Origin of the sequence: Flavobacterium rhamnosi (genome assembly GCF_048286515.1) — a bacterium.
Lineage (GTDB): Bacteria > Bacteroidota > Bacteroidia > Flavobacteriales > Flavobacteriaceae > Flavobacterium.
The window spans coordinates 118,989-142,762 of the sequence record NZ_JBLVPS010000004.1; the positions used below are offsets into that span (position 1 = coordinate 118,989).

The window sequence follows — 23,774 nt, forward strand, 5'->3', positions numbered from 1 at the left end:
TATTTTGCATGAAATATTTCCGATTGATTTATGACAGAAATTACAAACTATATTACCAATGATTTTAAAGCGATTGACAGCCAAGAAACTATTGCGGTTGTTCAAGACTTTTTCAATGAATTACACTTTTCACACTTTCCGGTAGTCGAAGAGGGAATTTATATTGGCAGTATTGTATCCGATGATATTGAAACATTTGATAGCGATAAAAAAGTAATTGATTATAGATACACACTTGAAGGATTTTATACCCGAACAAATACAATTTGGCTGGATGTTTTAGAAATTTTCGCAAAAAACCATACCAATTTAGTTCCTGTATTAGATGAAAACAATAAATATGTTGGCTATTATGAAATAGAGGATATAATGAAATTTTTTCATGAGACTCCATTTTTAAAAGAGCCGGGTGGAATTATTGTTGTCAAAAAACCAATTTTGGATTACTCCATGAGTCAGATTACTCAAATCGTAGAGAGCAATAACGGAAAGCTTTTAGGTTTATTCATTTCTGAAGCTGATGTTGATAGTGTTCACGTAACTATGAAAATAAGTTTAGGAGCTATGAATGAAATAATACAAACGTTCAGAAGGTATAATTATGAAATTATATCCGAGCATCAAGAAGACAATTACATTAATAATTTAAAGGAACGTTCTGATTATTTAGACAAATACCTTAATATATAATAGTTCATTTGTGAATATGTCGGTTCGTTTAATTAAAAAAACAAACGAGTAACAGTTTTCAAAAAGCGTACCAGTGAATAAACGATTAAACAGAAAGATGAAAGTAGCCATATACGGACAATATTATTTAAACAGCACAGAACCTATTATTAAAGATATTTTTGTTTTTTTTAATTCCAATAACGTAGAGATGGTTATTGAATCCAATTTTTTAAAAATTCTATACGAAAAGCAAATTATAAGAAAAGAATATAAAACTTTTGAATCCCATACTGAATTAGATAAAAGTTTTGACATGCTGATAAGCATCGGTGGTGACGGAACTATTTTGAGAGCCGCTACACTAGTTCGGGATTCAGGTGTACCAATATTAGGTATAAATGCAGGTCGATTAGGTTTTTTGGCTACCGTTCAAAAAGAAAATATTGCGGCATTCATGCAATTTGTTATCGATAAAAAATACACTATTTCAAAAAGAACATTATTGAGTTTATCCTGTTCCCCAGAAAACGAATCGATACAGGATATCAATTTTGCGATGAATGAAATTTCCGTTAGCAGAAAAGACACCACTTCTATGATAACGGTGGATACGTATTTAAATAATGAATTTTTAAATTCCTATTGGGCAGATGGTTTGATTATCGCCACTCCAACAGGATCAACCGGCTACTCTTTGAGTTGTGGAGGACCTATTTTAACTCCCGACGTAAAAAGTTTGGTTATTACCCCAATTGCACCTCATAATCTAAACGCCAGACCACTCGTTGTTCCAGACGAAACAGAAATTAGATTGAAAGTTTCTGGCAGAGAGGACCAATATTTAGTTTCTTTAGATTCCAGAATTGCATCTGTAAAAAACGAATCTATACTCACCATAAAGAAAACCCCATTTCAAATAAATATGGTAGAAATCCCCGAAGAAACATTTTTGAAAACATTACGCACGAAATTACTTTGGGGTGAAGACAAAAGGAATTAAACCATTTTAGTTAAATACTATACGATTCTATCTATTTTTCGCGTTTGGATTTATCTAACGTCATGTACTGTTAATTATTCAAAATAAAGGACAATTAACACTATGGGCATTGAATCGTATCGATAATTATTATATTTGCACGCAATTTTAACTAAATGAACAAAGTTTTTATTTTTTTGGTATGCCTATTCCCATCTTTAGCAATTCATGCACAAATTCATGAAGTTGGTATTTTTGCAGGAGGTAGCAACTATATTGGAGATGTTGGACCTACGACCTATATTTCGCCAAACGAACCTGCTTTGGGATTGCTTTATAAATGGAATAAAAGTCCAAGACATGCCTACCGATTTTCGTATGCGCAATCAAAAATTGTTTCTAACGATTTGGATTCTGAAGAAGGAGCGAGAAACCAAAGAGGATATCGTTTTGAAAATAGCATAAAAGAAGTATCTTTAGGCCTTGAATTCAATTTTTTCGATTTTAATCTTCATGAGTTGAGGAATAAAATCTCTCCTTATGTATATTCCGGAATAAGCTATTTTAGATATGACGAGTTGTATATTTTATCCGACGAGACTAGAAAAGACAAGGGTTCAGGCTCTTTTGCAATTCCAATTAATTTAGGGATAAAATCAAACATTACACCCAGTTTTATATTGGCGGTAGAAGTTGGAGCTCGATATACACTTACGGATAACCTGGATGGGAGTAATCCCAAGAATAAAAATTTAGAAATGTTACGATTTGGAAATTTAAATAATAATGATTGGTATGTTTTTTCGGGATTAACCCTTACCTATACCTTTGGAAACAAACCTTGTTACTGTGCAGAATAAAGAAATGGATTTACTACCTACAATAGACGCAACAAATTTACCCCAACATTTAGCCATTATAATGGATGGCAATGGTCGTTGGGCGAAGCAAAAAGGACTTTTAAGAGCTTTAGGACATGAAAGCGGCACAAAATCAGTTAAAAAAATAATTGAAGCCAGTGCCAAATTAGGAATAGAATATCTTACTCTCTATGCCTTCTCTACTGAAAATTGGAACAGACCAAAACTGGAGGTGGAAACTTTAATGAGAGTATTAATCAATTCATTAAAAAAAGAACTGATAACACTCCAAAAAAACAACATCAAACTGAATGCCATCGGTAATCTTGAAAAATTACCAAAATCTGCGCAAAAAGAACTTCTTGATGTCATAAACAAAACAAAGGACAACACTAAAATGACACTGACACTGGCATTAAGCTATGGTTCTAGGGAAGAATTAGTCAACGCAGTTAAAAACATTTGTAGTAAAGTTAAAAATAATATAATTTCAATAGACACTATTGACGATTCAATTATAAATGAGCATCTTTACACGCAAAATTTACCTGATGTAGATTTATTAATACGAACCAGTGGAGAACATAGAATAAGTAATTTCTTGCTATGGCAAATTGCCTATGCAGAATTGTATTTTACTGACATCTTGTGGCCAGACTTTAAAGAACAAGATTTATATGAGGCTATTATTAGTTATCAAAAAAGAGAACGTAGATTTGGAAAAACAAGTGAACAAATTAAATAATTTTTTAGTGTTACATAAAAGCATAAAAACAGTCCTTACAATTTTGATATTTGGTAGTTTTACTCAAATTAAAGCTCAAGATAGAGTTCCTTTTGACCAAGGAAAAAAATACATTCTAGCCGATGTAGCGGTTATTGGAAAAATAAGTTTCAATTCTCAGACCGTAGTAACCTTTGCAGGACTTCAAAAAGGACAGGAAATAACCATTCCGGGTGAAGAAATAAGTAGTGCTATTAAAAAACTTGGAAAACTAGGCCTTTTTGATGAAATTTCATTTTACGTTAATAGAGTCCAAAACGACAGCATTTATCTTGACTTAAACATAGTGGAATTACCCAAGTTAAATGAAGTCAAATTTGTTGGTGTTAAGAAAAACAAAACTGAGGCTTTAATTAAAGATAACAGTCTTACTAAAAATAAAATTGTAAACGAAAATTTAATTACCACGACAAAAAATTACATTGAAAACAAATACAAAAAAGACGGTTATTATAATACTAAAGTAACCATAAACACCATTAAAGACACAGCTGCAGTAAATCAAGTAAATATGCTTGTAAATATTGACAAAGGTGAAAAAGTAAAAATTCAAGAGATTGATTTTGTCGGCAATACAAAACTATCCGATAAGGTTTTGCGTAAAGCAATGAAAGATACGAAACAGAAAAATCCACTTCGTGTCTTAAAAGCGTCTAAATTTATACAAGCAAAATATAAAACCGACTTAGAAAAAGTAATCGCTGCTTATAAAGAAAAAGGATACCGAGATGCAAGAATACTTTCGGATTCCGTTACTTTTGATAAAAATAAAAATGCATTATCTATTAAAATAAATGTAGAAGAGGGAAATAAATATTACTTTGGAAATATTAAATTTTTAGGAAACACCGTTTACTCAGATCAATTTTTGAGCAGAATATTAAGTGTTAAAAAAGGAGAAACATATAACGGTGTACTTCTAGAGAAAAGAATCGCAGATAAATCCAAACCGGATGGTGAGGACATTACCAATTTATATCAAAATAGTGGGTATTTATTTTCTAATATAAATGCAGTTGAGGTAAAAACAGCAAACGATACGATCGATTTTGAAATAAGAGTTACTGAAGGTCCTTTGGCATATTTCAATAAGATTACGGTCGTAGGAAATGATAAAACAAATGACCGCGTTATTTATAGAGAACTCAGAACTAAACCGGGAGAAAAATACAGCAAAGAAGAACTGGTTAGAACTATTCGTGAGATTGGACAATTAGGATTTTTTGATCCTGAGGCAATTGATCCAAAATTCAAAAATGTAGATTCTGGAGCTGGAACTGTTGATATAGAATACAATCTTGTTGAAAAAGGATCAAGTCAAATAGAGCTACAAGGTGGTTATGGCGGAGGCGGCTTTATTGGTACTTTAGGTCTGTCATTTAACAACTTTTCAGCGAGAAATATTTTCAATAAAGAGTCATACAAGCCATTACCGATGGGTGATGGACAAAAAGTTTCCTTACGATTACAAGGAAGCACTTACTTTCAAACCTATAGTATGTCATTCTCAGAACCTTGGTTCGGAGGAAAAAAACCAGTTCAATTTAGTACATCGCTATCGTATAGTAAACAGTTTTTAAATAACTACATTACGCAAAGAGTAGATAAAACTAAAAGTTTTAATATCATGACTTTATCTGTTGGCCTGGCTAAGAGATTAACCGTGCCGGACGATTTCTTCGTTTTATCACAATCAATAAGTTACCAACATTATGATTTGCAAAACTACAACACGGGATTATTTACATTTGGAAATGGAACGTCTAGAAACTTAGCTTATACCGTAGGATTAACCAGAAGTAACAAAGGGGTAAATCCAATTTTCCCTACTTATGGATCAGAATTTAGTATTTCAGCAAAACTTACACCTCCTTATTCATTGATAAATGGTGTTGATTATGCAACATTAGGTGATCAACAAGAATACAAATACAAGTATGCTGGTACAACTTATACAGGTTCAAACGGAATACAAGTAAATGATGGAGATTATGTTGAGTCTATTCCTAGCACAACGAATCTTACTCCAAACAAAGTTACTAATTATCAAGATGCTGCTGCAGACCCTGCAAAAGTGGATCAAAAGAAATTTAATTGGTTAGAATATTATAAAATTAAGTTCAAAGCAGACTGGTACACAAAAATTTATGGTAAATTAGTACTGCGAACGCTAACTGAATTTGGGTTCCTTGGAGCATACAACCAAGAAAGAGGTGCTGTACCATTTGAAAGATTCTATGTAGGGGGTGATGGATTAGCTAACTATTCGATGGATGGTAGAGAAACTATTCAATTAAGAGGATATCCAAACAATTCATTGACGCCGGTAAACAGTGCTGGCGAACAAATTGGAGCAACGGTTTATAATAAATTTTCATTAGAAATGCGTTATCCTATAACATTAAAATCATCGGCATCTATTTATGCATTAACATTTTTAGAAGCAGGTTCATCATATGCTAATTTCAAGAGCTATAACCCTTTTGCATTAAGTCGTTCTGCAGGAGCTGGTCTACGAGTATTTATGCCAGCGTTTGGATTATTGGGAATAGATTTTGGATATGGTTTTGATGCTTTACCTGGAACAACGAAAGCAAATGGATGGGAAACCCATTTCATCATTGGACAACAATTTTAAAAAAATTAGTTAAAAATTTTTCTAATACTTTGAAGTTATGAGAAAACAATTTTTATTTATATTTTTAGCCCTGATAGCTGCAAATACAGTTATAGCTCAAACCAGGGGAACCAAAGTAGGTTATATTGACATGGAGTATATTCTTCAGAATGTACAAGATTATACAGAAGCCAAGAATCAATTAGAGCAAAAAGCTCAAAAATGGAAGCAAGAGATCGAAGTTAAAAAAAATGAAATTGACAAGCTGAAAAGTGCCTTAAAGGCGGAACAAGCTTTGTTGACAAAAGAGCTTATCGATGAAAGAGAAACAGAAATTAAGTTCCTTGAAAATGAAAACTTGGATTACCAACAGAAAAGATTCGGGGCAAACGGCGATTTGATGCTACAAAAATCAGTACTGGCAAAGCCGATACAAGATCAGGTTTTTACTGCGATACAAGATATTGCAGAAGCAAAAAAATATGATTTCATTTTTGACAAATCATCTGACTTGACAATGCTTTTTGCAGCAAAAAGATTTGACATCAGCGATCAGGTTTTACGTGTGTTAAATCGAACTGAAAAGAGAGAGCAATTAACCAAGAAGCAGCTTAAAGAAGAAGAAGCTAAGGAAAGTAAAGAGGATGCCATGGACGAAAATCCGGTTTTGGCTGACAGACAAAAAGCATTGGATGAAAAAAAAGCAGCAAGAGACAAAATCATAGCTGACCGAAAATTAATCCAGGAAGAAAAGAAAAAACAATTTGACGAAAGAAGAAAACAACTTCTATCCGAAAGAGAAGCAAAAAAAACTGGCACGGTTTCTGCCTCTGCTAAGACAGAGGATCTAAAAACAAAAATTGTTGATGATTCAACCAAAGTAGATTCACAAAAAGTTTTTGAAGAAACGAAACAGAAACAAGCTGACGAAAGATCAAAAATCTTAGAGGACCGTAAAAAAGTACTCGAAGACCGTAAAAAAGCTTTAGAAGAAAAAAGAAAAAAAATACTGGAAGAAAGAGCGGCCATTAAAAAAGCTGCAGCCGATAAATTAAAAGAAAATACAAACAAAAATTAATACTAAATATTTTAAAAACGATGAAACAAATCAAAACTTTACTAATTGCTGGAATACTTTTCTTTGGTGTAAACCAAACTATTAATGCACAAGCAAAAACCGCTCATGTTGATGTGAGTGAAATTATGTCAAAAATGCCAGCAATGTTAGACGCTCAAAAACAATTGGAGAAATTGAGTGGGACTTATGATGCTGATTACAAAAAAATGGTTGAAGAATACCAAGCAAAATTAAAAAAATATGAAGCTGAATCTGCAACAGTAACTGAAGCTGTAAATGGAGAACGTTCTAAAGAAGTTCAAGATATGCAAAAAAGAATTGTTGATTTTAGAGATAATGCTCAAAAAGAATTACAACAAAAAGAATCTGACATTGTAAAACCTTTAATGGAAAAAGTAAGAACTTCTATCCAAAAAGTTGGTAAAGCAAAAGGGTTTCAATATGTGCTAGATGGTTCTACACTATTACTTGCAGATGGTCCAAACTTGACTGCTGACGTAAAAAAAGATTTAGGTTTCTAAAAACCGCTCTAATAGTTAAAGAACTGCTCCCCCAAAATTTGGTGTCGAGCAGTTTTTTTTTGTTAAAATAAATTTTAGGAAATTTAAACCCTAGCACCTAACTTTGTTTTTATGAATAACAATCAACCAATAGGAATTTTTGACTCAGGTATTGGAGGCACTTCGATTTGGAAGGCCATTCATGACTTACTCCCTAATGAAAAAACGATCTATTTAGCCGATAGTAAAAATGCCCCCTATGGCCAAAAATCGAAAGAAGAGATTGTTGCTTTAAGTATTAAAAATACCGATTTTCTGCTTAATATGAACTGCAAACTAATTGTAGTAGCTTGCAATACCGCCACTACAAATGCTATTCGAGAATTACGCGAAAAGTATAACGTTCCTTTCATTGGTATTGAGCCTGCAATAAAACCCGCAGCGACGCATTCTAAAACACAAATCATAGGAATTCTTGCCACACAAGGCACTTTAAACAGTGAGCTTTTTAATAAGACTACTGAAATGTACCAAGACACAAAAATAATTGAACAAGTAGGCCATGGTTTAGTTCAACTAATTGAGAATGGCGCTATCAATTCCCCAGAAATGACAAAACTGCTTCATTCCTATCTAACTCCTATGATTGAAGCTAACATTGATTATTTAGTATTAGGATGTAGCCACTATCCCTATCTGATTCCTCAAATAAAAAAAATACTTCCAGAACATATTCAAATCATAGATTCTGGTGAAGCAGTAGCGAAACAAACCCAAAAATTATTACGCGAAAAAATAGGCTTTACCTCCGCCGAAAAAAGCAATCCCATTTTCTACACCAATACCAATCCAAAGGTTTTGACAGAAATTTTAGAGTATAAATATACTGTTGAAAAAATTGATTTTTAACCTATTCAAACTTTCTCTTGACAAACCAAATTCCATCTAAACATAAATTAAGAGATAATTTATGATAATTTTCTTTGATAAGCCCATTGGTGGCTCTTCCTTTTTGCCCATAAGAATAGCTAATATTCAAAGCTGAAAATGTATTTTCGATAGGAAGTGAAACACCAAGGGAAATTGACACAGAATTGATTTTTTTATTATCAACCTCGAGGTAACCCGTATCGTAATTCAATCCTGTCGAATATTGAATTCTATCATAGTACGTTCGTATATTTTTAGACTTGCTATAAGAAAAACCAAATGAAAATTTATCCTGGTTGACAAAATTCCCATACAAATCAGATTGATTTGTGTTATTCCACAAACCTTTCCCATAATCAAGCGTTAGATTTTAGTTATTCCTAAAAAGTTTACTTAAACCCACCCCTATTTCCAACGGCATATAATAATCATCCGTATCCGATTCAAGCTCCGACTCAATAGTGACAGTTCCTGAATTATTTACTGTAGTTACAGATTGCACTCTAGTAGCATTCACTTTTGTTGGTGATTTTAAATTCATCCCCAATGTGAACGTAGAATCAACTTTAAACTGAGCCCCCAGAGATGCCCTGACTCCACTGTAATTTGTTTTTTTAGTACTGTTGGTTATTGAATTAGAAATACTATAATCTCTTTCATCTGTAGTATTTCCAAAAAGAACCGTGGTAGCGATTCCTAATGCTAATTTTTTACCAATTCTATAACCATAGGAAATATCAAAATCATTTAATCCCCCCGTTCCAGTTGCATTCAAAGTATAGTATCCCTGGCTATCCTGAATTGGCAATGCTAAATTAGAGATTTTAAAAGTTGTATTCGAATAGGGCTTAAGCGCCAAACTAAAAGCTGACTTTACTGTTACCGGAAAAGCTAAAGCAATATGAGAAAACTGAATGTTATTCCGATTTTCTTTTTTCGAATTATTTTCATAATCGATAGAATAGCCTTTCCTCCCACATCAAATAGAAAATGATTTTGGTACATGAATCCTAAAGATGCGGGATTTAGATTATTGATAAATCGATTCGAAGGCAAAGCGATTCCTGAGAACCTATAGAAGGAATGGAACCAAAATCAGAATCATACATACTTCCTAAACCATACAGCGAATAGGGAGAACTGGAAATACTTTGTGAAAATGAAGCTGTTGTCATAAAACATAACAGGCCTATGATTGCAATTTTATTTTTCATCTAATAAGAAATATAGTGAATTTTCAATTGAATTTTATTGTTGGTATTTTTCTGATCACCTAAAACCAATCTATCGACGGCTTTGGAAATACTTGGCAACGTGAGAATTAATGAAGATTTAGAATCCGATTCTTTTAACATTTCACTTTGCAAAAAAGCACCTATCGAAATTTTATATCCGATGTTCTCATTGAATTCAACGCTTGTAGTATTCAGAACCGCATAAAGAGGCTTTCCTGCTATTGTATTTAGTGTGCCTTTTGTTCTATTTAATTTATCTCCAACAAAAACCCGTAACGAATCAACTAAAGGATAAGCAGCTGAATAGCTATTATTTGCAGGCTTTATGATTAATTCGGCATCTACAATTACGCCTTTTTCAGCGAGATATTTCAATTGTTTTATGTTAGGAAAATCTAGTCTGCAAGCTATTCCTGTTCCTGATTGAATAAAAGCCTTACAACAGCCTATTCCAATTATGCCGTTGAAGGTTTTAATCTTGGCGCAGTTGATTATTTGGTGAAACCTATTCCATTTCATCGGTTCTTAAAATCGGTTCTAAGAGCGCAACAAATTTTCAATCCGCAAAAGCTGCCAGCAAATAATAATTTGATTTCCACTCCTGAAATCGAACAAGATTTCATGTTTGTAAGAGCTGAATATGAAAATGTGAAATTAAACTTTTCAGACATTTTATTTATCGAAGGATTGAAAGATTATGTCAAAATATACACCACTGACAACAAGTATATTCTAACATTAATTAGTCTTATAAAACTGGAGAATTTACTTTCTACCAAAGGATTTTCGCGAATTCACAGGTCCTATATCATCAATATAAAACATGTGAAATCAATCCAGAAAAACAAAGTAATAATTGCCGAAAAAAGAATCCCGATTAGTGAAAGCTACAAGAACTCGTTCTTTGCAAAGATCAATTTATAATGATGCATTAAAAACCTACTCCTCTTTAAACCAACTGGAATACATTACATAATTATTCGAAATGCGCTCGATTTCACCTGCAAAGTCAGATTGATCAATGTCTTTTACCTTTTTGGCAGGAACACCAGCCCAAATCGATCCTGAAGCAACGATTGTATTTTGAGTAACAACAGCTCCGGCTGCAATAATAGAATTGTTTTCGATGACACAATTATCCATCACAATCGCTCCCATTCCTATCAGCACATTGTCATGAATCGTACAACCATGCACAATAGCATTATGGCCAATCGAAACATTATTCCCTATAATTGTCGGATGTTTTTTATACGTACAATGAATTATTGCACCATCCTGAATGTTCACTTTATTGCCTATTTTGATGAAATTCACATCACCCCTAATTACAGCATTAAACCAAACACTACAAGAAGACCCAAAGGTAACCTCACCTACAATAGTGGCATTCTCGGCCACATAACAATCCTCAGGTATTGAAGGTGTTTTTCCGTTAACAGATTTAATCAACATGGATAAAGTAAATTAATTGATTGCTGGACAGTAACATTCATATTTTTCAGCCTTGCAAAATAAATTGATTCCCAAAGTAATTTGATGGAATCCTCCATTATCAAATTTTACGGGACCCGAAACATTTGAATACGTATAGGCAAACATGAAATTATTGAAATTGACTCCAACTATAGGAGTAATATATTGAAGTTTTTGTTTAGAAATCCCAGCTCCATCGGTGTATTCAGCTCCATCTAAACTTCTACGATACGACAAACCTGCCCAAAGCTTTCCGAAATCCATACTTTTATATGCTTTAATATTTAAGTCAATTGATTTTTCTTTAGTCTTGTCTACAAGCTGAAATAAAACCGACGGTTCCCATAGTATTTTATCTGTATTTCCAAAAACATAACCTGCACTCAATAAATATTTTCTCAAATTATCACTTTCGTATTCAGTGTAAATATCTCTTCTGGTTTCAATGGCATTTTTAACCGTTCCATGAACATAAAAATCTAAATAATTATAAGATGCTCCGATATCAAAATTGAAATAAGAATCTTTTTGCACAATCGTTCCATCAACAATAGGATCAAAATCGCCAGACTGTAAAAACGCTGTTTCGTCTAACTGACTTTGAATTAATCCGGCACTGATACCAAAAGACAATTGATTCAAATCAATTTCATCTCTAGAAAACATTAGATGATAGGCATAGGTAGCTTTTATCCCTTTTTGAGAATGGTACCCATTTTTATCATTAAAAAGAATGATTCCCGCTCCAGCTTTCTCCCCCACTCTTCCATTAAAACTTAACGTCTGAAGTTCAGGTGCATCTTCTTGACTAAACCATTGTTTGCGCGCTGTAAGTCTAATTTTTGCACAATTTGCAGCCCCAGCCATTGATGGATGAATCAAATAATAATTATCAGACAGGTAATCAGAATAAACTGCAACACCTTCTTGTGAAAAAGAATATTGGTATACAAAAAACAGGACCGCAAAAAATTTAATTTTGTTATACATAGAAATACTATTATATAAAGAAGATTGCTAAATCAATGAATTGCCCAAATACTTAGTTAATAACTAAATATTTGTTAATTTATTTTATTAATATTCAAATATAGCTATTCGTGGAAAATAACTTTACTAAATTTGTAAAAATTTACAAAGATCATGATAAAAGTTAGTATAAAAGAAACACAAAACCCTACCATATTAAAATTTGAATTTCCAGATTTCATTACTCAAAATGAGAGTTTTGAATTCAAAAACATAGATGAGGCAAAATCTTCTCCCCTCGCACAAAAATTGTTTTATTTACCATTTGTAAAAACAGTTTATATCTCGGGAAACTTCATTGCTATCGAAAAATATAGCATTGTGGAATGGGAAGATGTAAAAGATGCAGTGGCAGAACAAATAGAAAAATTTGTAAACGAAGGCGGAACAATCGTAACCACAGATGAAAACAAAATTAAAAAACAGCCTATTACGGTTTATGGAGAAACAACTCCAAATCCAGCTGCTTTGAAATTTGTGGTGAGCAAAATGTTGACTAAAAATGCTATTGAATTCAAAAATATTGATCAGACTGGCGCTTCACCTTTGGCAAAAGAACTCTTCAAATTTCCTTACGTAAAAGAAGTTTTCATTGATGAAAACTATATCTCCGTAACCAAATATGAAATCAATGACTGGCAGGAAATAACTTTAGAAATAAGAAGTTTCATCAAGCAATATATTGAAAACGGAGGGACAGTATTAGATGAAAATTTTATTGAAACTGTAGCTGCTGAAGAGAATAACAAAGCAAAAGAATTTGATAATCTTGATGTCACGTCACAACAAATCATAAATATATTAGAGGAATATGTAAAACCAGCCGTGCAAGCTGATGGGGGGAATATTGCATTCGATTCTTACAATGAAAACGACAAAACCGTAAAAGTAATTTTACAAGGTGCTTGTAGCGGTTGCCCGTCCTCAACATTCACTTTAAAAAGTGGTATCGAAAACATGCTAAAAAGTATGCTGAATGACGAAAACATCAAAGTGGAAGCCATAAACGCATAAATTCGGATCTGATATTAAAATCACAACTAATTGAAAATCTTCTATTTGCATTAAAATATACTTTCTTTTTAAATTAAAATTTAAATAAAATAGGTATATTTATAATTCACTTAACAAATAGAAATTATGTCAGTATTAAAAGTAATTGAAATACTTTCCAACTCAGATATTAGTTGGGAAGATGCAGCTCGAAAAGGAGTTGCTAAGGCGGCTAAATCTGTAAAACATATACGATCTGTATACGTTAAAGACCATAGTGCATCTGTAAGTGGAGGAGAACTTACAGAATACAGAGTAACACTAAAATTAACTTTCGAACTCGAATAGATTAATTTAAACAAATTAAATTAAGCGTTTCATCTGAGACGCTTTTTTATTTAAGAGTTATTTCCAGCACTACACTACATTTTTTCCACCAAAAATGGCGTCAAAAATAGATTTACTTTATCATCAGGCTTTGACAAATTGGCTATTACTTCAATAATTCTAAGTACGAAATAATTTGTCAGGTAATGTTATATCCTATAATTTCCGATATCGATTACCATCAGTATTTACTGATTGGATGTGGCTCTGAACTATTCGAAACAAAACACGAATTGACTATCAGCAGCGCATTAGCTTTAGAGTATTGCACCAAAATCAATAGTCTTTTTATCGCCAATATTGCTTTGGTCTGAACCCACAAAACATAACCCTTCCGTTTTTGGCTCATGATGTAAAAATGATAAAACATTATTTTATGTTTCTAAGGCCAAACATGCTTAGCGCCAAACACTGATTTTCAGCAAATTATTAATGATTTAATAAGGGAATCCTAGAAAAAATTGCTTAATATTGTAAGACTAATCAAATATAAATAACATGGGACTATCTTCATTTTTAAAAAATTTGTTTGGCTCAGCCAAAGAAACAGCCAGCGAATTAGCAGACAAAACGGAAACGACTTTTGAAAAAGCAAAAGAAACTGCAGCACCTTATATTGAAAAAGCGGAAAATTTTGCAGAAGAAACATTTGAGAAAGTAAAAGAAACAGCAACACCATATCTAGAAAAAGCAGAAACTTTTGCAGAAGAAACATTTGAAAAAGTAAAGGAAACAGCAGCGCCACTTATAGCGAAAGTAGAAGACTTTACTGGTCAAGCTAAGGAAACTGCAGACAATGTTGTAGGAAATGCAGTCGAGACTGCAAAAGAAAAAGCTGATGTAACAGCAGATAAAGTTGAAGAAATAGCAACCGAAACCAAAGCAGTAACTTCGGACACTATAGAAACCTTAGAAAAAAAAGCTGAAGTAACTGCAGACAAAGTTGAAGATATAGCAAATGAAACTAAAGCAGTAGCTTCAGAAGCTGCTGAAACTGTCGCTGACAAAACAAATGAATTGGCAAAAGATATTGATGCAGAAGCGGATGAAATTGCCAAAAAAAACATAAATAGAATGGAAGAAGACGCCGATTAATTGGTATAAAAATAATTTATTTATATTTTTGCACTTCACAATTAACCCTCTCTTTTTGAGAGGGTTTTTTATTACTTAAAAAATGAACTTAGACCCGAATCAACTTACAAATTACGCAAGTACCTTTCTAAAAGCGCTAATTGATTACTCTCCAAAATTAATTTCTGCATTTCTTATTCTATTTGGTGGACTATACATCATTCGACTCACCAATAGATTCATTAGAAAAATAATGATCAAAAGGGATTTGGACCCAACATTAACTAAATTTCTTGCTGACATATTGCTTTGGGCTTTGCGAATATTATTGTTTGTATCATTCATCTCAAAACTAGGAATAGAAACATCTTCTTTTGTTGCCATACTTGGTGCAATGGGACTTGCCGTAGGTTTATCGCTGCAAGGTTCTTTATCTAATTTTGCAGGAGGTATGCTTATAATAATGTTCAAACCCTTTAAAGTCGGCCATACAATTGAGGCACAAGGCGTTATTGGAACAGTAAGTGAAATACAAATATTTGTAACCAAATTAATTACGGCTAACAATCAAACTATTTTTGTTCCAAATGGATCGCTCTCAAATGGAACTATTACCAATTACTCCTTACAAGGATTTAGAAGAGCTGATTTAACAATCGCGATTTCGTACGACACCGATATTAAAAAAGCAAAAGATATTATCATTACAGTGCTAAACAACAATCCAAAAATACTTAAAACCCCTAGTGCGGAAGTTTCGGTAAAAAATCTGACTGATACTGCCATCCAACTTGCAATTAGACCATGGGCCAATAATGAAGATTTCGGTATTGTTTTCTCTGAGACTTTAGAAAGCTGTAAGTTGGCATTTGATACCGCCGGAATTGTCATCCAACCTTATGTAAGAGAATCATCTAAAGCTAATCTTTAATTAAATATCTTATTTTTTTGAGGTAGTAATCATAAAATCTTTCAGATAATAGGGTTCAAAATAAGCAACATCAACCGTATCGCTTATTTTGAACTTCTCAAAACTTAATAAACTCATTTCCTTTGCTGAAGGAAATTTTATTTCGTCTAAAAAAATAAAATTTTCTTTAGTTAAAACCGTTTTACACTTTTCTGCACAATCGCCTACAAAATAAAGTGTTTCCTGAAAATCTTCAAATGAATTTTCGGTAATAATTTCGGCCAGAGTCGCTCTCTTATTTTCAAAATTGGGACTAAAAATAGCACTATACACTTCCATTCTTCTGGCATCAAGCATTGGAATAATCAATCCGCTGGAAACAGCTACCTGAGAAGCTAATGTTTTTAATGTGTCAATTGCAATCAGAGGTACATCTAGAGCATAAGACAGCCCTTTTGCGGCAGAAACTCCAATTCGCAAACCAGTATAAGACCCAGGGCCTTGACCTACAGCTATAGCAGCTAAATCCTTGAACGTAATTCCTGCTTCTCGTATAATTTCTTCAATAAAAACGTGTAATCGTTCCGCGTGAGAATAACCTTCTTCAGCAATTTCTTTGCATAAAATAGTTTCACCATCTTTTGCAAGAGCAATAGAACAGTTTTTGGTGGCAGTTTCAATGTTAAGTATGTAAGGCAAAATAGTTTAAAATTTATAGTTTTTTCAATCAAGCAAAAAACAAAGTTACAAGTGAAGTCAATTCAGAGCTTTTCAAAAACGAATTTAACACCACGAGCAACAATTCTCCATGCACAAGAATATTTCAAATATTGACTGGTTTTTAATTCCTTCAAGAATGATTTTTTTTAATTCTTAAAACACAAAATAAACCAATTAAAGGCAGACGCAAATATATTATTAAGCCTGCAATAATTTCAAAAATTATATTTAAAATTTTATCTTTTATTCGGCTAGTACTATTCCATTAATTTAAACTCTTCTAAAATCTAAAACCTGCTTACTTCTTAGCGTCCTTATCCGTTTTTAGTGTCACTTTATCTCCAGAGTTCAGTTCTTTTGATACCGTAGTATAAGGCCCTGTAATGACTACATCTCCTTTTTTAAGTCCAGACAAAACTTCGATATTGGTGTCATCCTGAATTCCAGTTTTAATAATTCTAATTTTAGCTTTGTCACCCACTTTTACAAACACACATTCTAATTTTTTATCACTCTTTGGTGCAGTTTTTTTCTCATCAGATTGAGGATCTTCTACTTTTATTTCCTTAACCGCCGCAGTATCCGATTTTACAACTACTGAACTTATCGGCACAGCCAGTACATTAGTTTTTGTTTTGGTAATAATATCAACCGTTGCTGTCATTCCTGGCCTGAACGGCGAATAAGAAGCTGGATTCCCTTCTAATAGATCCTGATAAGATTCTTTAAGTATTCTTACTTTTACTTTAAAATTAGTTACTTGATCGGCCGTCAAAGCAGAACTCGCGGAATTGGAAATACTCGTAACAATTCCTTGAAACTGCTTTTTTAAGTAAGCGTCAACTTCAACTTTTGCTTCGTCACCCACTTTTATTTTTACAATATCATTTTCATTTACATCAACTTCGACTTCCATATTATTGAGGTTGGCAACTCTTAGTATTTCAGTTCCAGCCATTTGTTGCGTTCCCAATACACGCTCTCCAAGCTCCACGTTAAGCACTGAAATTGTTCCGTCGGCAGGCGCATAAATAGTTGTTCTTCCCAGATTATCCTTAGCTTCATTTACAGTTGCCGAAGCACTTTGAACATTAAAGTAAGCGGTCTGTTTAGCTGCTTTTGCCACTTCAAAAGAGGCAATCGCCTTATCCCAATCGGATCTGGAAATAATTCCTTTTTCAAATAAGGTCTTATTTCTGTCGTAACTAGACCTAGCTTCTTTGAAGGAAGCATCCGCCTGACTCAAACCTGCTTTTGTTCCTGATAAATTAGAAACAGAACGATTGTAACCTGAAGTATATAAATCAGGGTTTATTTTAACCAACAAATCCCCTTTCTTTACAACCTGTCCTTCTTTTACGTTCAAAGAGATAATCTCTCCCGAAACTTCTGATGATATTTTCACTTCAATCTCAGGCTGAATTTTTCCCGTAGCTGAAACTGTTTCAACAATTGTAGTTGCATCAACTTGGGCTATTTCTATTTCCTTTCCTTTATCTTTGTTCCCTATAATTCCTTTTTTTGAAAGGACTATCAATAATGCAATAATCACTACTGCACTACCAATTAATATATAAATTGTTTTTTTTGACATAATAAACTAGTTTTTAATAATTGGAATTCCAAAATAGAACTCTAAAATTTTGATTTTAAAAATATAATCGTACTTCGTTCTAAGAACCTCCGATTGTGCATTAGTAAGTAAGGTTTGTGATTGATTAAAATCAAAAGAGTTCATCAAACCCACATCGTATTTTTCCTTGGCATAATTATAAGCCTCCTGTCTTGACTCTAATGCTACTATTGAAGATTCGTGCGCGTTTAGTGCCCCTTTAGCATCAGTAAATGCAGTATATACATTTCTTTGTAAATCCAAGTCCTGTTGTTCCAAGGCGATTTTTGATTTTTCTAAACTCACTTTAGAACGCTCTACATTGTTTCTGGCCGAAAATCCATTAAAGATGGGAATTGATAATTGGGCCCCAAAAGATTGCCCTTTATTGTCACTAAATTGAGTCCAAAAAGGATCCGGTTTTTGAGTTCCGGTTATAGTACCCGTTACAGGGTCAAATTGTGGAACGTCTGCATATGATACACGACTGTTAAAATTGTAGAACCCCTGAAGAGTCGGCTGAAAAGCGCCTTTCGCTATAGCTACATTTTTCTCTGCAATTTCCAAATTCGTTTTGGCTATTTTTAATTCTGTCCTACCCTCCTTAGCCTTGTCATAAATGGAAGTCGGAGTCTGTGCCATAATGTTATTTTCATCTTTAACATTAGTATCATCAGCCACGTCAAAATTCTCAAAATCCTTTAATTGTAATAATTGAGCCAGACTCAATTTAGAAATCAACAAGGCATTATCAGCAGCTATAACATTTTGGTTGTTTGAAGCTACCGTGGCTTTTATGTCTAATAAATCTCCTCGAGGAATCGACCCTGCTTTAACTAATTCTTCAGAACGGCTATATTGTTTTTCATTAATGGCCAATTGCTCTTTTTGCACTTTTAGATTTTCCTTATTAAAAAGCACTTGTAAAAAAGCATTAGCTATATTCAGCGCAACATCCTCCTGCATTTTTAGCAACTGATATTTCGCAGCAACAATCAAAAGATTAGCTTTGCGAAGGGTATTTTGATTTTGCAATCCTTTATATATATCAACTCCTACATTTGCACCTGCAGAGGTAAATTGTGTTGTTTGATTTCGCAAAAGCCCTGTAGTAATATCCTGATTCAAACCAATATTCCAAGAATGAGAAGCATTAGCATTCAGGGAAGGAAGAAAATTTCCTTTGGCATCTTTTTTATCAATAGCAGCCGTTTTAGAATCTAATTCGGTTTGTTTGATAGAGATATTATTTTGTATGCCATATTTTATGCATTCTTCTAAAGTCCATTTTTTAGATTGTGCCTGAACGGACAATCCAAATAGTACGATAAAAACCATACTGATACAACTATTTTTTTTCATATACTTAGAATGAAAGTGTAGCAAAGGTACTACACAAATTTAACATTTTTTTTAAAACTAAAATTCTTTTTCAGTGGCCCTTTATTGTTTTGGCTCTTCGTTTTTCAATCCTTGATTCCATACTTTTATTTTATCTGACACTTTAATTCCGCTTTTCACCTCTACATAAATTCCATCGCTTACACCCAAAACTAAATTCCTTCTTGCAAATTTTTGAGTTGTGGTTTCTACTTCAACATATGGCTTTTCTGTTTTTTTATCAAACTGAATTAATGATTCTTTTACAGCCAAAACTTTAGTTGCTTTTTCCAAAATAATAGAGGCATTTGCACTCAGTCCTGCCCTAATAAAAGTATCATCTCTATTGGTTAATGAAGCTTTAATTTCAAATTGAATCGCTCCATTCTCTGTTTTTCCTTTTGGTGCGATATATTGTAAAACTGCGTCAAATTTGGTATTCTCAATAGCGCCAACAGTAATTTCAATCGGTAACTTTTCTTTTATTTTACCGACTTCCGATTCATCGATTTTTCCAACAAATATCATACGCCCTACATCGGCAACACTTGCTATTGTTGTCCCTTCATTGAAATTATTACTTTCAATAACCTGATTCCCAACTTTTACCGGAACATCCAAAACCATCCCGTTTACGGTAGACCGAATTAAAGTATTCGCGTAATTCCCAAGTCCTGAAGTCGTTCCTGTTTTCACAATATCAAGATTTTGTTTTGAGGCATTATAATTTTGTTTGGCTTGTTTGTAAGCCAATTGTGCCGCATCAAAATCATTGGCAGAAATTACCCCTTTATCAAATAGTGTTTTCTGTCTTTGATATAATTTTTCCTGATTATCTAAATCAATTTTAGTCGTTTGCACTTGATTTTGGGAATTACTCAAATTAGAAACGTTAGCAACGACTTTGATTTTAGCAATCAAATCACCTGCTTTGATTGTTTCGCCCGCTTTGATATAAACCTGCTCGATGATTCCGGAAATATTAGGTTTGATAAGCACTTCTTCATCCGGGACTATGTTACCTGTTGCAATAGTATTCTTAACAATTGTTTTTATTTCTGCCTTATCAGTTTCAAAAACAATTGGAGATTCCTGATTTTTGGCATACAAATAATACAGCGCACCAAAGAAAACTAGTGCTATAGTAATTAAAACAGTTATGGTTACTCCTTTTTTCATCTTGATTTGTTTAATCGATTATTTTTTTGATTCCTTTTTTATTCTGTTCTTAAAGCGTCTACAGGTTTCACGTTTATGGCTGTTTGCGCTGGAATTAATCCTGCCAATAAACCTGAACCAACCAATATTATTAAAGCGATAAAAACTACCGTCAGATCAACACTCGGATTAGCAAACATCATCCCTTCACTAGGCATCGAAGCCAAGATCACATTTACAATTCCTAATACTCCCGTTGCAGCAGCAATGCCCAGCATTCCAGCTATTATAGTTAAAAAAATTGATTCTGATACTATTTGCGAACGAATTGCCCCTGGTGTTGCCCCTAAAGCTCTTCGAATTCCTATTTCCTTCGTCCGCTCTTTTACAACAATAAGCATGATATTTGAAATTCCAATAACTCCCGAAAGCAACACAAGTGTACCAACAAAATAGGCTATGAATTTCAAAATTAAAAACAAATCTTGCACTTTGCTGAATTCCTGAAATAAATCAAAATTCCCTACGGCTCTTTCATCATCAGGATGTATGGAATGTCTGGATTTAATAAGTTCAATAATACCTGCTTTAAGTTTAGTAATAGATACATTGTCATTTGCCGTTATTGCCATCCAACCTACTCTGTCTCCATAATTAAATGCCTGTTGAAAAGCAGTAAAAGGAACAAAAATATTTTTTTGTTCTGATTCTGAATTTCCATTATTTTGAGCTTTAGAGTTGTAAACTCCAACCACCATGAAATTGACCCCATTCATTTTTATGTAAGTCCCAATAACTTCTTCCGTTTTTTCATATAATTCTGCTATAACACCCTGTCCTATAACGGCCACTTTTCTTTTCAAAAGGATGTCTTGCTGATTGACAAAACGCCCTTTTATAATATCCATGGGTTGCTGCTTAATGAGCTCGGGATAATCGCCATAAATAGTATAAGCGGCAGTTTTAGTTCCTCTTACCACATTATTCGCCCCTTCAAACCCACCTAATTGATTTCTAGGAGAAACATATAATAAATCAGGAAATTTTTGCTTTAAGGCATCAACATCACTATTTTTAAAATCAAACTCCCGGGTTTTTGGTAATCCTTTATAGGGTTTTGACGTAGTTTGCGTCCACATAAACATAGTGTTAGTAGCAATCCCGTCAAATCCTTTTTTTACTCCATTCTCCAGGCCATTACCAGCTGCAAGTAATATTACCAAAATAAAAATTCCCCAAAAAACACCAAACGCCGTCAGAATAGTTCTGAAAACATTAGCAGTCAGCGCTTCTAAAATTTCGTTCCAATTATCTCTGTCAAACATAATTTATTCGTCTCTAAGTGCAACAATGGGTTTTATTTTAGCGGCCCTATATGCCGGAAAGAAACCTGCAATAGCTCCAGCTAATACAAGTAAAATTAAAGTGGTTATTGCCACACTAAAATCAACTTCGGGATTTAGAAAATAATCGCTTTTTACTTGTGGACCAACTAGCTCCAGTAGCGACAAACTTGCCAATAAACCTACAAATCCTGAAATTGAAGTTATAAATATAGATTCGTGCAATATCATTCCGATGATTGATATAGGAGACGCTCCTAATGCTTTTCTGATTCCAATTTCTTTGGTACGCTCTTTCACAATAATTAACATAATATTACTAACACCTACAACTCCGGCAATTATTGTACAAATACCCACCCACCAAAAAAACAAACGTATATACAAATTCAAATCATAGAATTGTTTGGCGTTTTCAACCGAATTATGCACAGTAATGCCACTATCATCATCGGGGGCAATTATATTTTTGCTTTTAAGCAATTGCTTTAATTCGTTTGAAAACTTCGTAGACTGTGCGAGAGCCTCCTCATATGTAGCATTTTTGTTTAACACATAAAACAAATTGCTAATTTTATCACCACCCCCGTAGGTGCGTTGTGTAGTGGTTATTGGTAAGTAAGCACGCGTTTCCTCTCTCTCACCAGCGGGATCAGTAAAAACACCTACTACTTTAAAATTGATATTATTAATAACGATCTGCTGTCCTAACGCTTCTTTATCTTTGAATAAATCTTGCTTTATCTTTAGACCAATGACAGCTACTTTTTCATTATTAAGTAAATCAGTTTTATTAATAAACCTACCTTTTATGATCGTACCATTTTCGATGAAAATATAGTCCGGATATACCCCACGATACTGATAATTTCCTGATTCTTTACCGTACGAAATTAAACCATTCCAGAAATTATAGGTTGACGCTTTTTTTTCCAGTTGATCACCAAATTTTTGGACGGTAATATCATAGTCGCTATTGCGAAATTGTATTTTTCTGCCAGGATTAAGTCCCTTATACTCTCTGGTAGTAGTTCCGGACCATACTTCAATAATACCATCAGCATCACGTTCAAACTGTTTTGAAATACCGTTTTGAAGCCCCTTACCAACCCCTAAAAGAATCACCAAAATAAAAATTCCTGAAGCCACAGAAATACCCGTGAGAAAAGTTCTCAACTTGTTCTTGGCGATAGCCTCAAAAATTTCCTGCCACCGTTCTATATTAAACATAAACTGAAGCTCTGACCTGTTCCACTAATTTATCGTCAATAATCAATCCGTCTTTTAAAACCACATTTCTTTTACACATGGCCGCAATGTCAGGTTCGTGAGTTACGATTAAAACCGTTTTTCCTTCATCATTAATTCCTTGAATCAATTCCATTACTTCATAAGAAGTTTTCGTGTCCAACGCACCAGTAGGCTCATCAGCCAATAATACTTTCGGATTAGATGCCATGGCTCTTGCAATTGCAACACGTTGCTTTTGTCCTCCTGAAAGTTCGTTAGGCAAATGATGGGAATGAGATGCCAGACCTACTTTTTCAAGATAACTCATCGCAATTTCATTCCGTTCCTTTCTCTTGATACCTTGATAATACAACGGCATAGCCACATTATCCAAAGCGCTTTTATAATTTATCAGATTGAATGATTGAAAAACAAAACCAAGAAATTGATTTCGGTATTTTGAAGCAATAGTCTCATTGAGATTTTTAATTGGAACACTGTCTAAAATATAATTCCCCGAATCGGCTTCATCAAGAATTCCCAGAATATTAAGCAACGTTGATTTACCAGAACCAGACGAACCCATAATGGCTACCAATTCTCCTTCTTTGATATTGAAATTAATTCCTTTTAACACATGTAATTCGGAACTTCCCATTTTATAGGATTTATGTAAGTCTTTAATTTCAATCATAACTACGTCTGTTTAAATCAATATTAATTATCCTGCAAATGAAATTGTTATAGAAAACGTTAATACCCTTATGAGGAATTTAATCATAAGACTTAATTGACGTGAAAATGTTA

Annotated in this window: 27 protein-coding genes; 14 read left to right on the forward strand and 13 right to left on the reverse strand. The window is 33.4% G+C overall.

Going from position 1 to position 23,774, the window contains the following annotated elements; all coding sequences use genetic code 11:
- Positions 1 to 30 precede the first annotated feature (30 nt).
- From ACNQGN_RS04840 to murI, 8 genes are all read left to right on the forward strand, one after another.
- Complete coding sequence (locus ACNQGN_RS04840) at positions 31 to 690, forward strand: CBS domain-containing protein (RefSeq protein WP_417986721.1); 660 nt, start codon at positions 31 to 33, stop codon at positions 688 to 690.
- Between the two features lie 97 nt (positions 691 to 787).
- Positions 788 to 1,672, forward strand: a complete 885-nt coding sequence (locus tag ACNQGN_RS04845) for an NAD kinase (protein WP_417986722.1) — start codon at positions 788 to 790, stop codon at positions 1,670 to 1,672.
- Between the two features lie 155 nt (positions 1,673 to 1,827).
- Entirely contained in the window at positions 1,828 to 2,511 is a 684-nt protein-coding gene (porG, locus tag ACNQGN_RS04850) for a type IX secretion system protein PorG (protein WP_417986723.1), read from the forward strand.
- 4 nt (positions 2,512 to 2,515) lie between these two features.
- Positions 2,516 to 3,256: an isoprenyl transferase gene (locus ACNQGN_RS04855; protein WP_417986848.1), complete on the forward strand. Its 741-nt coding sequence runs from the start codon at positions 2,516 to 2,518 to the stop codon at positions 3,254 to 3,256.
- Positions 3,189 to 5,933 (forward strand): BamA/OMP85 family outer membrane protein, encoded by a 2,745-nt coding sequence (locus ACNQGN_RS04860; protein WP_417986724.1) that lies wholly within the window; start codon positions 3,189 to 3,191, stop codon positions 5,931 to 5,933. Before ACNQGN_RS04855 ends, ACNQGN_RS04860 begins: the two co-directional genes overlap by 68 nt.
- A gap of 37 nt (positions 5,934 to 5,970) precedes the next feature.
- Entirely contained in the window at positions 5,971 to 6,990 is a 1,020-nt protein-coding gene (locus ACNQGN_RS04865) for an OmpH/Skp family outer membrane protein (protein WP_417986725.1), read from the forward strand.
- A gap of 20 nt (positions 6,991 to 7,010) precedes the next feature.
- Complete coding sequence (locus ACNQGN_RS04870) at positions 7,011 to 7,511, forward strand: OmpH/Skp family outer membrane protein (protein WP_416852014.1); 501 nt, start codon at positions 7,011 to 7,013, stop codon at positions 7,509 to 7,511.
- 111 nt (positions 7,512 to 7,622) lie between these two features.
- Positions 7,623 to 8,399, forward strand: coding sequence for a glutamate racemase (gene murI, locus ACNQGN_RS04875; RefSeq protein WP_417986726.1), 777 nt, complete (start codon positions 7,623 to 7,625; stop codon positions 8,397 to 8,399).
- Between the two features lies 1 nt (position 8,400).
- On the opposite strand, the gene ACNQGN_RS04880 is transcribed toward murI, so the two are convergent.
- From ACNQGN_RS04880 to ACNQGN_RS04895, 4 genes are all read right to left on the reverse strand, one after another.
- Positions 8,401 to 8,763 (reverse strand): hypothetical protein, encoded by a 363-nt coding sequence (locus tag ACNQGN_RS04880; protein WP_417986727.1) that lies wholly within the window; start codon positions 8,761 to 8,763, stop codon positions 8,401 to 8,403.
- Between the two features lie 27 nt (positions 8,764 to 8,790).
- Positions 8,791 to 9,279 (reverse strand): hypothetical protein, encoded by a 489-nt coding sequence (locus tag ACNQGN_RS04885; protein ID WP_417986728.1) that lies wholly within the window; start codon positions 9,277 to 9,279, stop codon positions 8,791 to 8,793.
- Between the two features lie 166 nt (positions 9,280 to 9,445).
- Complete coding sequence (locus tag ACNQGN_RS04890; RefSeq protein ID WP_417986729.1) at positions 9,446 to 9,634, reverse strand: hypothetical protein; 189 nt, start codon at positions 9,632 to 9,634, stop codon at positions 9,446 to 9,448.
- Positions 9,635 to 10,030 carry a hypothetical protein gene (locus ACNQGN_RS04895; protein WP_417986730.1) on the reverse strand — a complete coding sequence of 132 codons (396 nt, stop codon included), beginning with the start codon at positions 10,028 to 10,030 and terminating at the stop codon, positions 9,635 to 9,637.
- 48 nt (positions 10,031 to 10,078) lie between these two features.
- Here ACNQGN_RS04895 and ACNQGN_RS04900 point away from each other — a divergent pair, with 48 nt between their 5' ends.
- Entirely contained in the window at positions 10,079 to 10,579 is a 501-nt protein-coding gene (locus tag ACNQGN_RS04900; protein WP_417986731.1) for a LytR/AlgR family response regulator transcription factor, read from the forward strand.
- A 15-nt stretch (positions 10,580 to 10,594) separates the two neighbouring features.
- On the opposite strand, the gene ACNQGN_RS04905 is transcribed toward ACNQGN_RS04900, so the two are convergent.
- On the reverse strand, positions 10,595 to 11,110 hold the full coding sequence (locus ACNQGN_RS04905) for a gamma carbonic anhydrase family protein (protein ID WP_417986732.1): 516 nt from the start codon (positions 11,108 to 11,110) through the stop codon (positions 10,595 to 10,597).
- A 12-nt stretch (positions 11,111 to 11,122) separates the two neighbouring features.
- Positions 11,123 to 12,121 (reverse strand): PorP/SprF family type IX secretion system membrane protein, encoded by a 999-nt coding sequence (locus tag ACNQGN_RS04910; RefSeq protein ID WP_417986733.1) that lies wholly within the window; start codon positions 12,119 to 12,121, stop codon positions 11,123 to 11,125.
- A gap of 153 nt (positions 12,122 to 12,274) precedes the next feature.
- Here ACNQGN_RS04910 and ACNQGN_RS04915 point away from each other — a divergent pair, with 153 nt between their 5' ends.
- The 5 genes from ACNQGN_RS04915 (at position 12,275) to ACNQGN_RS04935 (ending at position 15,545) form a co-directional block, all read left to right on the forward strand.
- Positions 12,275 to 13,174 (forward strand): NifU family protein, encoded by a 900-nt coding sequence (locus ACNQGN_RS04915; RefSeq protein WP_417986734.1) that lies wholly within the window; start codon positions 12,275 to 12,277, stop codon positions 13,172 to 13,174.
- Positions 13,175 to 13,300: 126 nt separating this feature from the next.
- Complete coding sequence (locus ACNQGN_RS04920; protein WP_417986735.1) at positions 13,301 to 13,501, forward strand: dodecin family protein; 201 nt, start codon at positions 13,301 to 13,303, stop codon at positions 13,499 to 13,501.
- 185 nt (positions 13,502 to 13,686) lie between these two features.
- On the forward strand, positions 13,687 to 13,854 hold the full coding sequence (locus ACNQGN_RS04925; RefSeq protein WP_417986736.1) for a hypothetical protein: 168 nt from the start codon (positions 13,687 to 13,689) through the stop codon (positions 13,852 to 13,854).
- A 184-nt stretch (positions 13,855 to 14,038) separates the two neighbouring features.
- The gene (locus ACNQGN_RS04930) at positions 14,039 to 14,635 is read left to right on the forward strand and encodes a hypothetical protein (protein ID WP_417986737.1); all 597 of its coding nucleotides are present in this window, start codon (positions 14,039 to 14,041) and stop codon (positions 14,633 to 14,635) included.
- 82 nt (positions 14,636 to 14,717) lie between these two features.
- Positions 14,718 to 15,545: a mechanosensitive ion channel family protein gene (locus ACNQGN_RS04935; RefSeq protein WP_417986738.1), complete on the forward strand. Its 828-nt coding sequence runs from the start codon at positions 14,718 to 14,720 to the stop codon at positions 15,543 to 15,545.
- Positions 15,546 to 15,554: 9 nt separating this feature from the next.
- Here the strand turns inward: ACNQGN_RS04935 and tsaB are convergent, their stop codons facing one another.
- The 7 genes from tsaB to ACNQGN_RS04970 form a co-directional block, all read right to left on the reverse strand.
- Positions 15,555 to 16,223, reverse strand: coding sequence for a tRNA (adenosine(37)-N6)-threonylcarbamoyltransferase complex dimerization subunit type 1 TsaB (gene tsaB / locus ACNQGN_RS04940; RefSeq protein WP_417986739.1), 669 nt, complete (start codon positions 16,221 to 16,223; stop codon positions 15,555 to 15,557).
- Between the two features lie 319 nt (positions 16,224 to 16,542).
- The gene (locus ACNQGN_RS04945; protein ID WP_417986740.1) at positions 16,543 to 17,838 is read right to left on the reverse strand and encodes an efflux RND transporter periplasmic adaptor subunit; all 1,296 of its coding nucleotides are present in this window, start codon (positions 17,836 to 17,838) and stop codon (positions 16,543 to 16,545) included.
- Between the two features lie 6 nt (positions 17,839 to 17,844).
- A complete protein-coding gene (locus tag ACNQGN_RS04950) occupies positions 17,845 to 19,218 on the reverse strand; it encodes a TolC family protein (RefSeq protein ID WP_417986741.1) in 1,374 nt (457 codons plus the stop codon).
- 81 nt (positions 19,219 to 19,299) lie between these two features.
- Positions 19,300 to 20,415 (reverse strand): efflux RND transporter periplasmic adaptor subunit, encoded by a 1,116-nt coding sequence (locus ACNQGN_RS04955; RefSeq protein ID WP_417986742.1) that lies wholly within the window; start codon positions 20,413 to 20,415, stop codon positions 19,300 to 19,302.
- A 38-nt stretch (positions 20,416 to 20,453) separates the two neighbouring features.
- A complete protein-coding gene (locus tag ACNQGN_RS04960; RefSeq protein WP_417986743.1) occupies positions 20,454 to 21,719 on the reverse strand; it encodes an ABC transporter permease in 1,266 nt (421 codons plus the stop codon).
- Between the two features lie 3 nt (positions 21,720 to 21,722).
- On the reverse strand, positions 21,723 to 22,967 hold the full coding sequence (locus ACNQGN_RS04965) for an ABC transporter permease (RefSeq protein WP_417986744.1): 1,245 nt from the start codon (positions 22,965 to 22,967) through the stop codon (positions 21,723 to 21,725).
- A complete protein-coding gene (locus ACNQGN_RS04970) occupies positions 22,960 to 23,661 on the reverse strand; it encodes an ABC transporter ATP-binding protein (protein WP_417986745.1) in 702 nt (233 codons plus the stop codon). Before ACNQGN_RS04970 ends, ACNQGN_RS04965 begins: the two co-directional genes overlap by 8 nt.
- Positions 23,662 to 23,774 lie beyond the last annotated feature (113 nt).

Bases quoted from the DNA above. Each gene is read 5' to 3' on its own strand.
- ACNQGN_RS04970 (WP_417986745.1), bottom strand. From the start codon at position 23,661: ATGATTGAAATTAAAGACTTACATAAATCCTATAAAATGGGAAGTTCC.
- ACNQGN_RS04860 (WP_417986724.1), top strand. From the start codon at position 3,189: ATGAGGCTATTATTAGTTATCAAAAAAGAGAACGTAGATTTGGAAAAA.
- ACNQGN_RS04855 (WP_417986848.1), top strand. From the start codon at position 2,516: ATGGATTTACTACCTACAATAGACGCAACAAATTTACCCCAACATTTA.
- ACNQGN_RS04915 (WP_417986734.1), top strand. From the start codon at position 12,275: ATGATAAAAGTTAGTATAAAAGAAACACAAAACCCTACCATATTAAAA.
- ACNQGN_RS04905 (WP_417986732.1), bottom strand. From the start codon at position 11,110: ATGTTGATTAAATCTGTTAACGGAAAAACACCTTCAATACCTGAGGAT.
- ACNQGN_RS04960 (WP_417986743.1), bottom strand. From the start codon at position 21,719: ATGTTTGACAGAGATAATTGGAACGAAATTTTAGAAGCGCTGACTGCT.
- murI (WP_417986726.1), top strand. From the start codon at position 7,623: ATGAATAACAATCAACCAATAGGAATTTTTGACTCAGGTATTGGAGGC.
- ACNQGN_RS04890 (WP_417986729.1), bottom strand. From the start codon at position 9,634: ATGAAAAATAAAATTGCAATCATAGGCCTGTTATGTTTTATGACAACA.
- ACNQGN_RS04920 (WP_417986735.1), top strand. From the start codon at position 13,301: ATGTCAGTATTAAAAGTAATTGAAATACTTTCCAACTCAGATATTAGT.
- ACNQGN_RS04910 (WP_417986733.1), bottom strand. From the start codon at position 12,121: ATGTATAACAAAATTAAATTTTTTGCGGTCCTGTTTTTTGTATACCAA.
- ACNQGN_RS04930 (WP_417986737.1), top strand. From the start codon at position 14,039: ATGGGACTATCTTCATTTTTAAAAAATTTGTTTGGCTCAGCCAAAGAA.
- ACNQGN_RS04945 (WP_417986740.1), bottom strand. From the start codon at position 17,838: ATGTCAAAAAAAACAATTTATATATTAATTGGTAGTGCAGTAGTGATT.
- ACNQGN_RS04840 (WP_417986721.1), top strand. From the start codon at position 31: ATGACAGAAATTACAAACTATATTACCAATGATTTTAAAGCGATTGAC.
- ACNQGN_RS04845 (WP_417986722.1), top strand. From the start codon at position 788: ATGAAAGTAGCCATATACGGACAATATTATTTAAACAGCACAGAACCT.
- ACNQGN_RS04955 (WP_417986742.1), bottom strand. From the start codon at position 20,415: ATGAAAAAAGGAGTAACCATAACTGTTTTAATTACTATAGCACTAGTT.
- ACNQGN_RS04925 (WP_417986736.1), top strand. From the start codon at position 13,687: ATGTTATATCCTATAATTTCCGATATCGATTACCATCAGTATTTACTG.
- ACNQGN_RS04865 (WP_417986725.1), top strand. From the start codon at position 5,971: ATGAGAAAACAATTTTTATTTATATTTTTAGCCCTGATAGCTGCAAAT.
- ACNQGN_RS04870 (WP_416852014.1), top strand. From the start codon at position 7,011: ATGAAACAAATCAAAACTTTACTAATTGCTGGAATACTTTTCTTTGGT.
- porG (WP_417986723.1), top strand. From the start codon at position 1,828: ATGAACAAAGTTTTTATTTTTTTGGTATGCCTATTCCCATCTTTAGCA.
- ACNQGN_RS04965 (WP_417986744.1), bottom strand. From the start codon at position 22,967: ATGTTTAATATAGAACGGTGGCAGGAAATTTTTGAGGCTATCGCCAAG.
- ACNQGN_RS04935 (WP_417986738.1), top strand. From the start codon at position 14,718: ATGAACTTAGACCCGAATCAACTTACAAATTACGCAAGTACCTTTCTA.
- ACNQGN_RS04950 (WP_417986741.1), bottom strand. From the start codon at position 19,218: ATGAAAAAAAATAGTTGTATCAGTATGGTTTTTATCGTACTATTTGGA.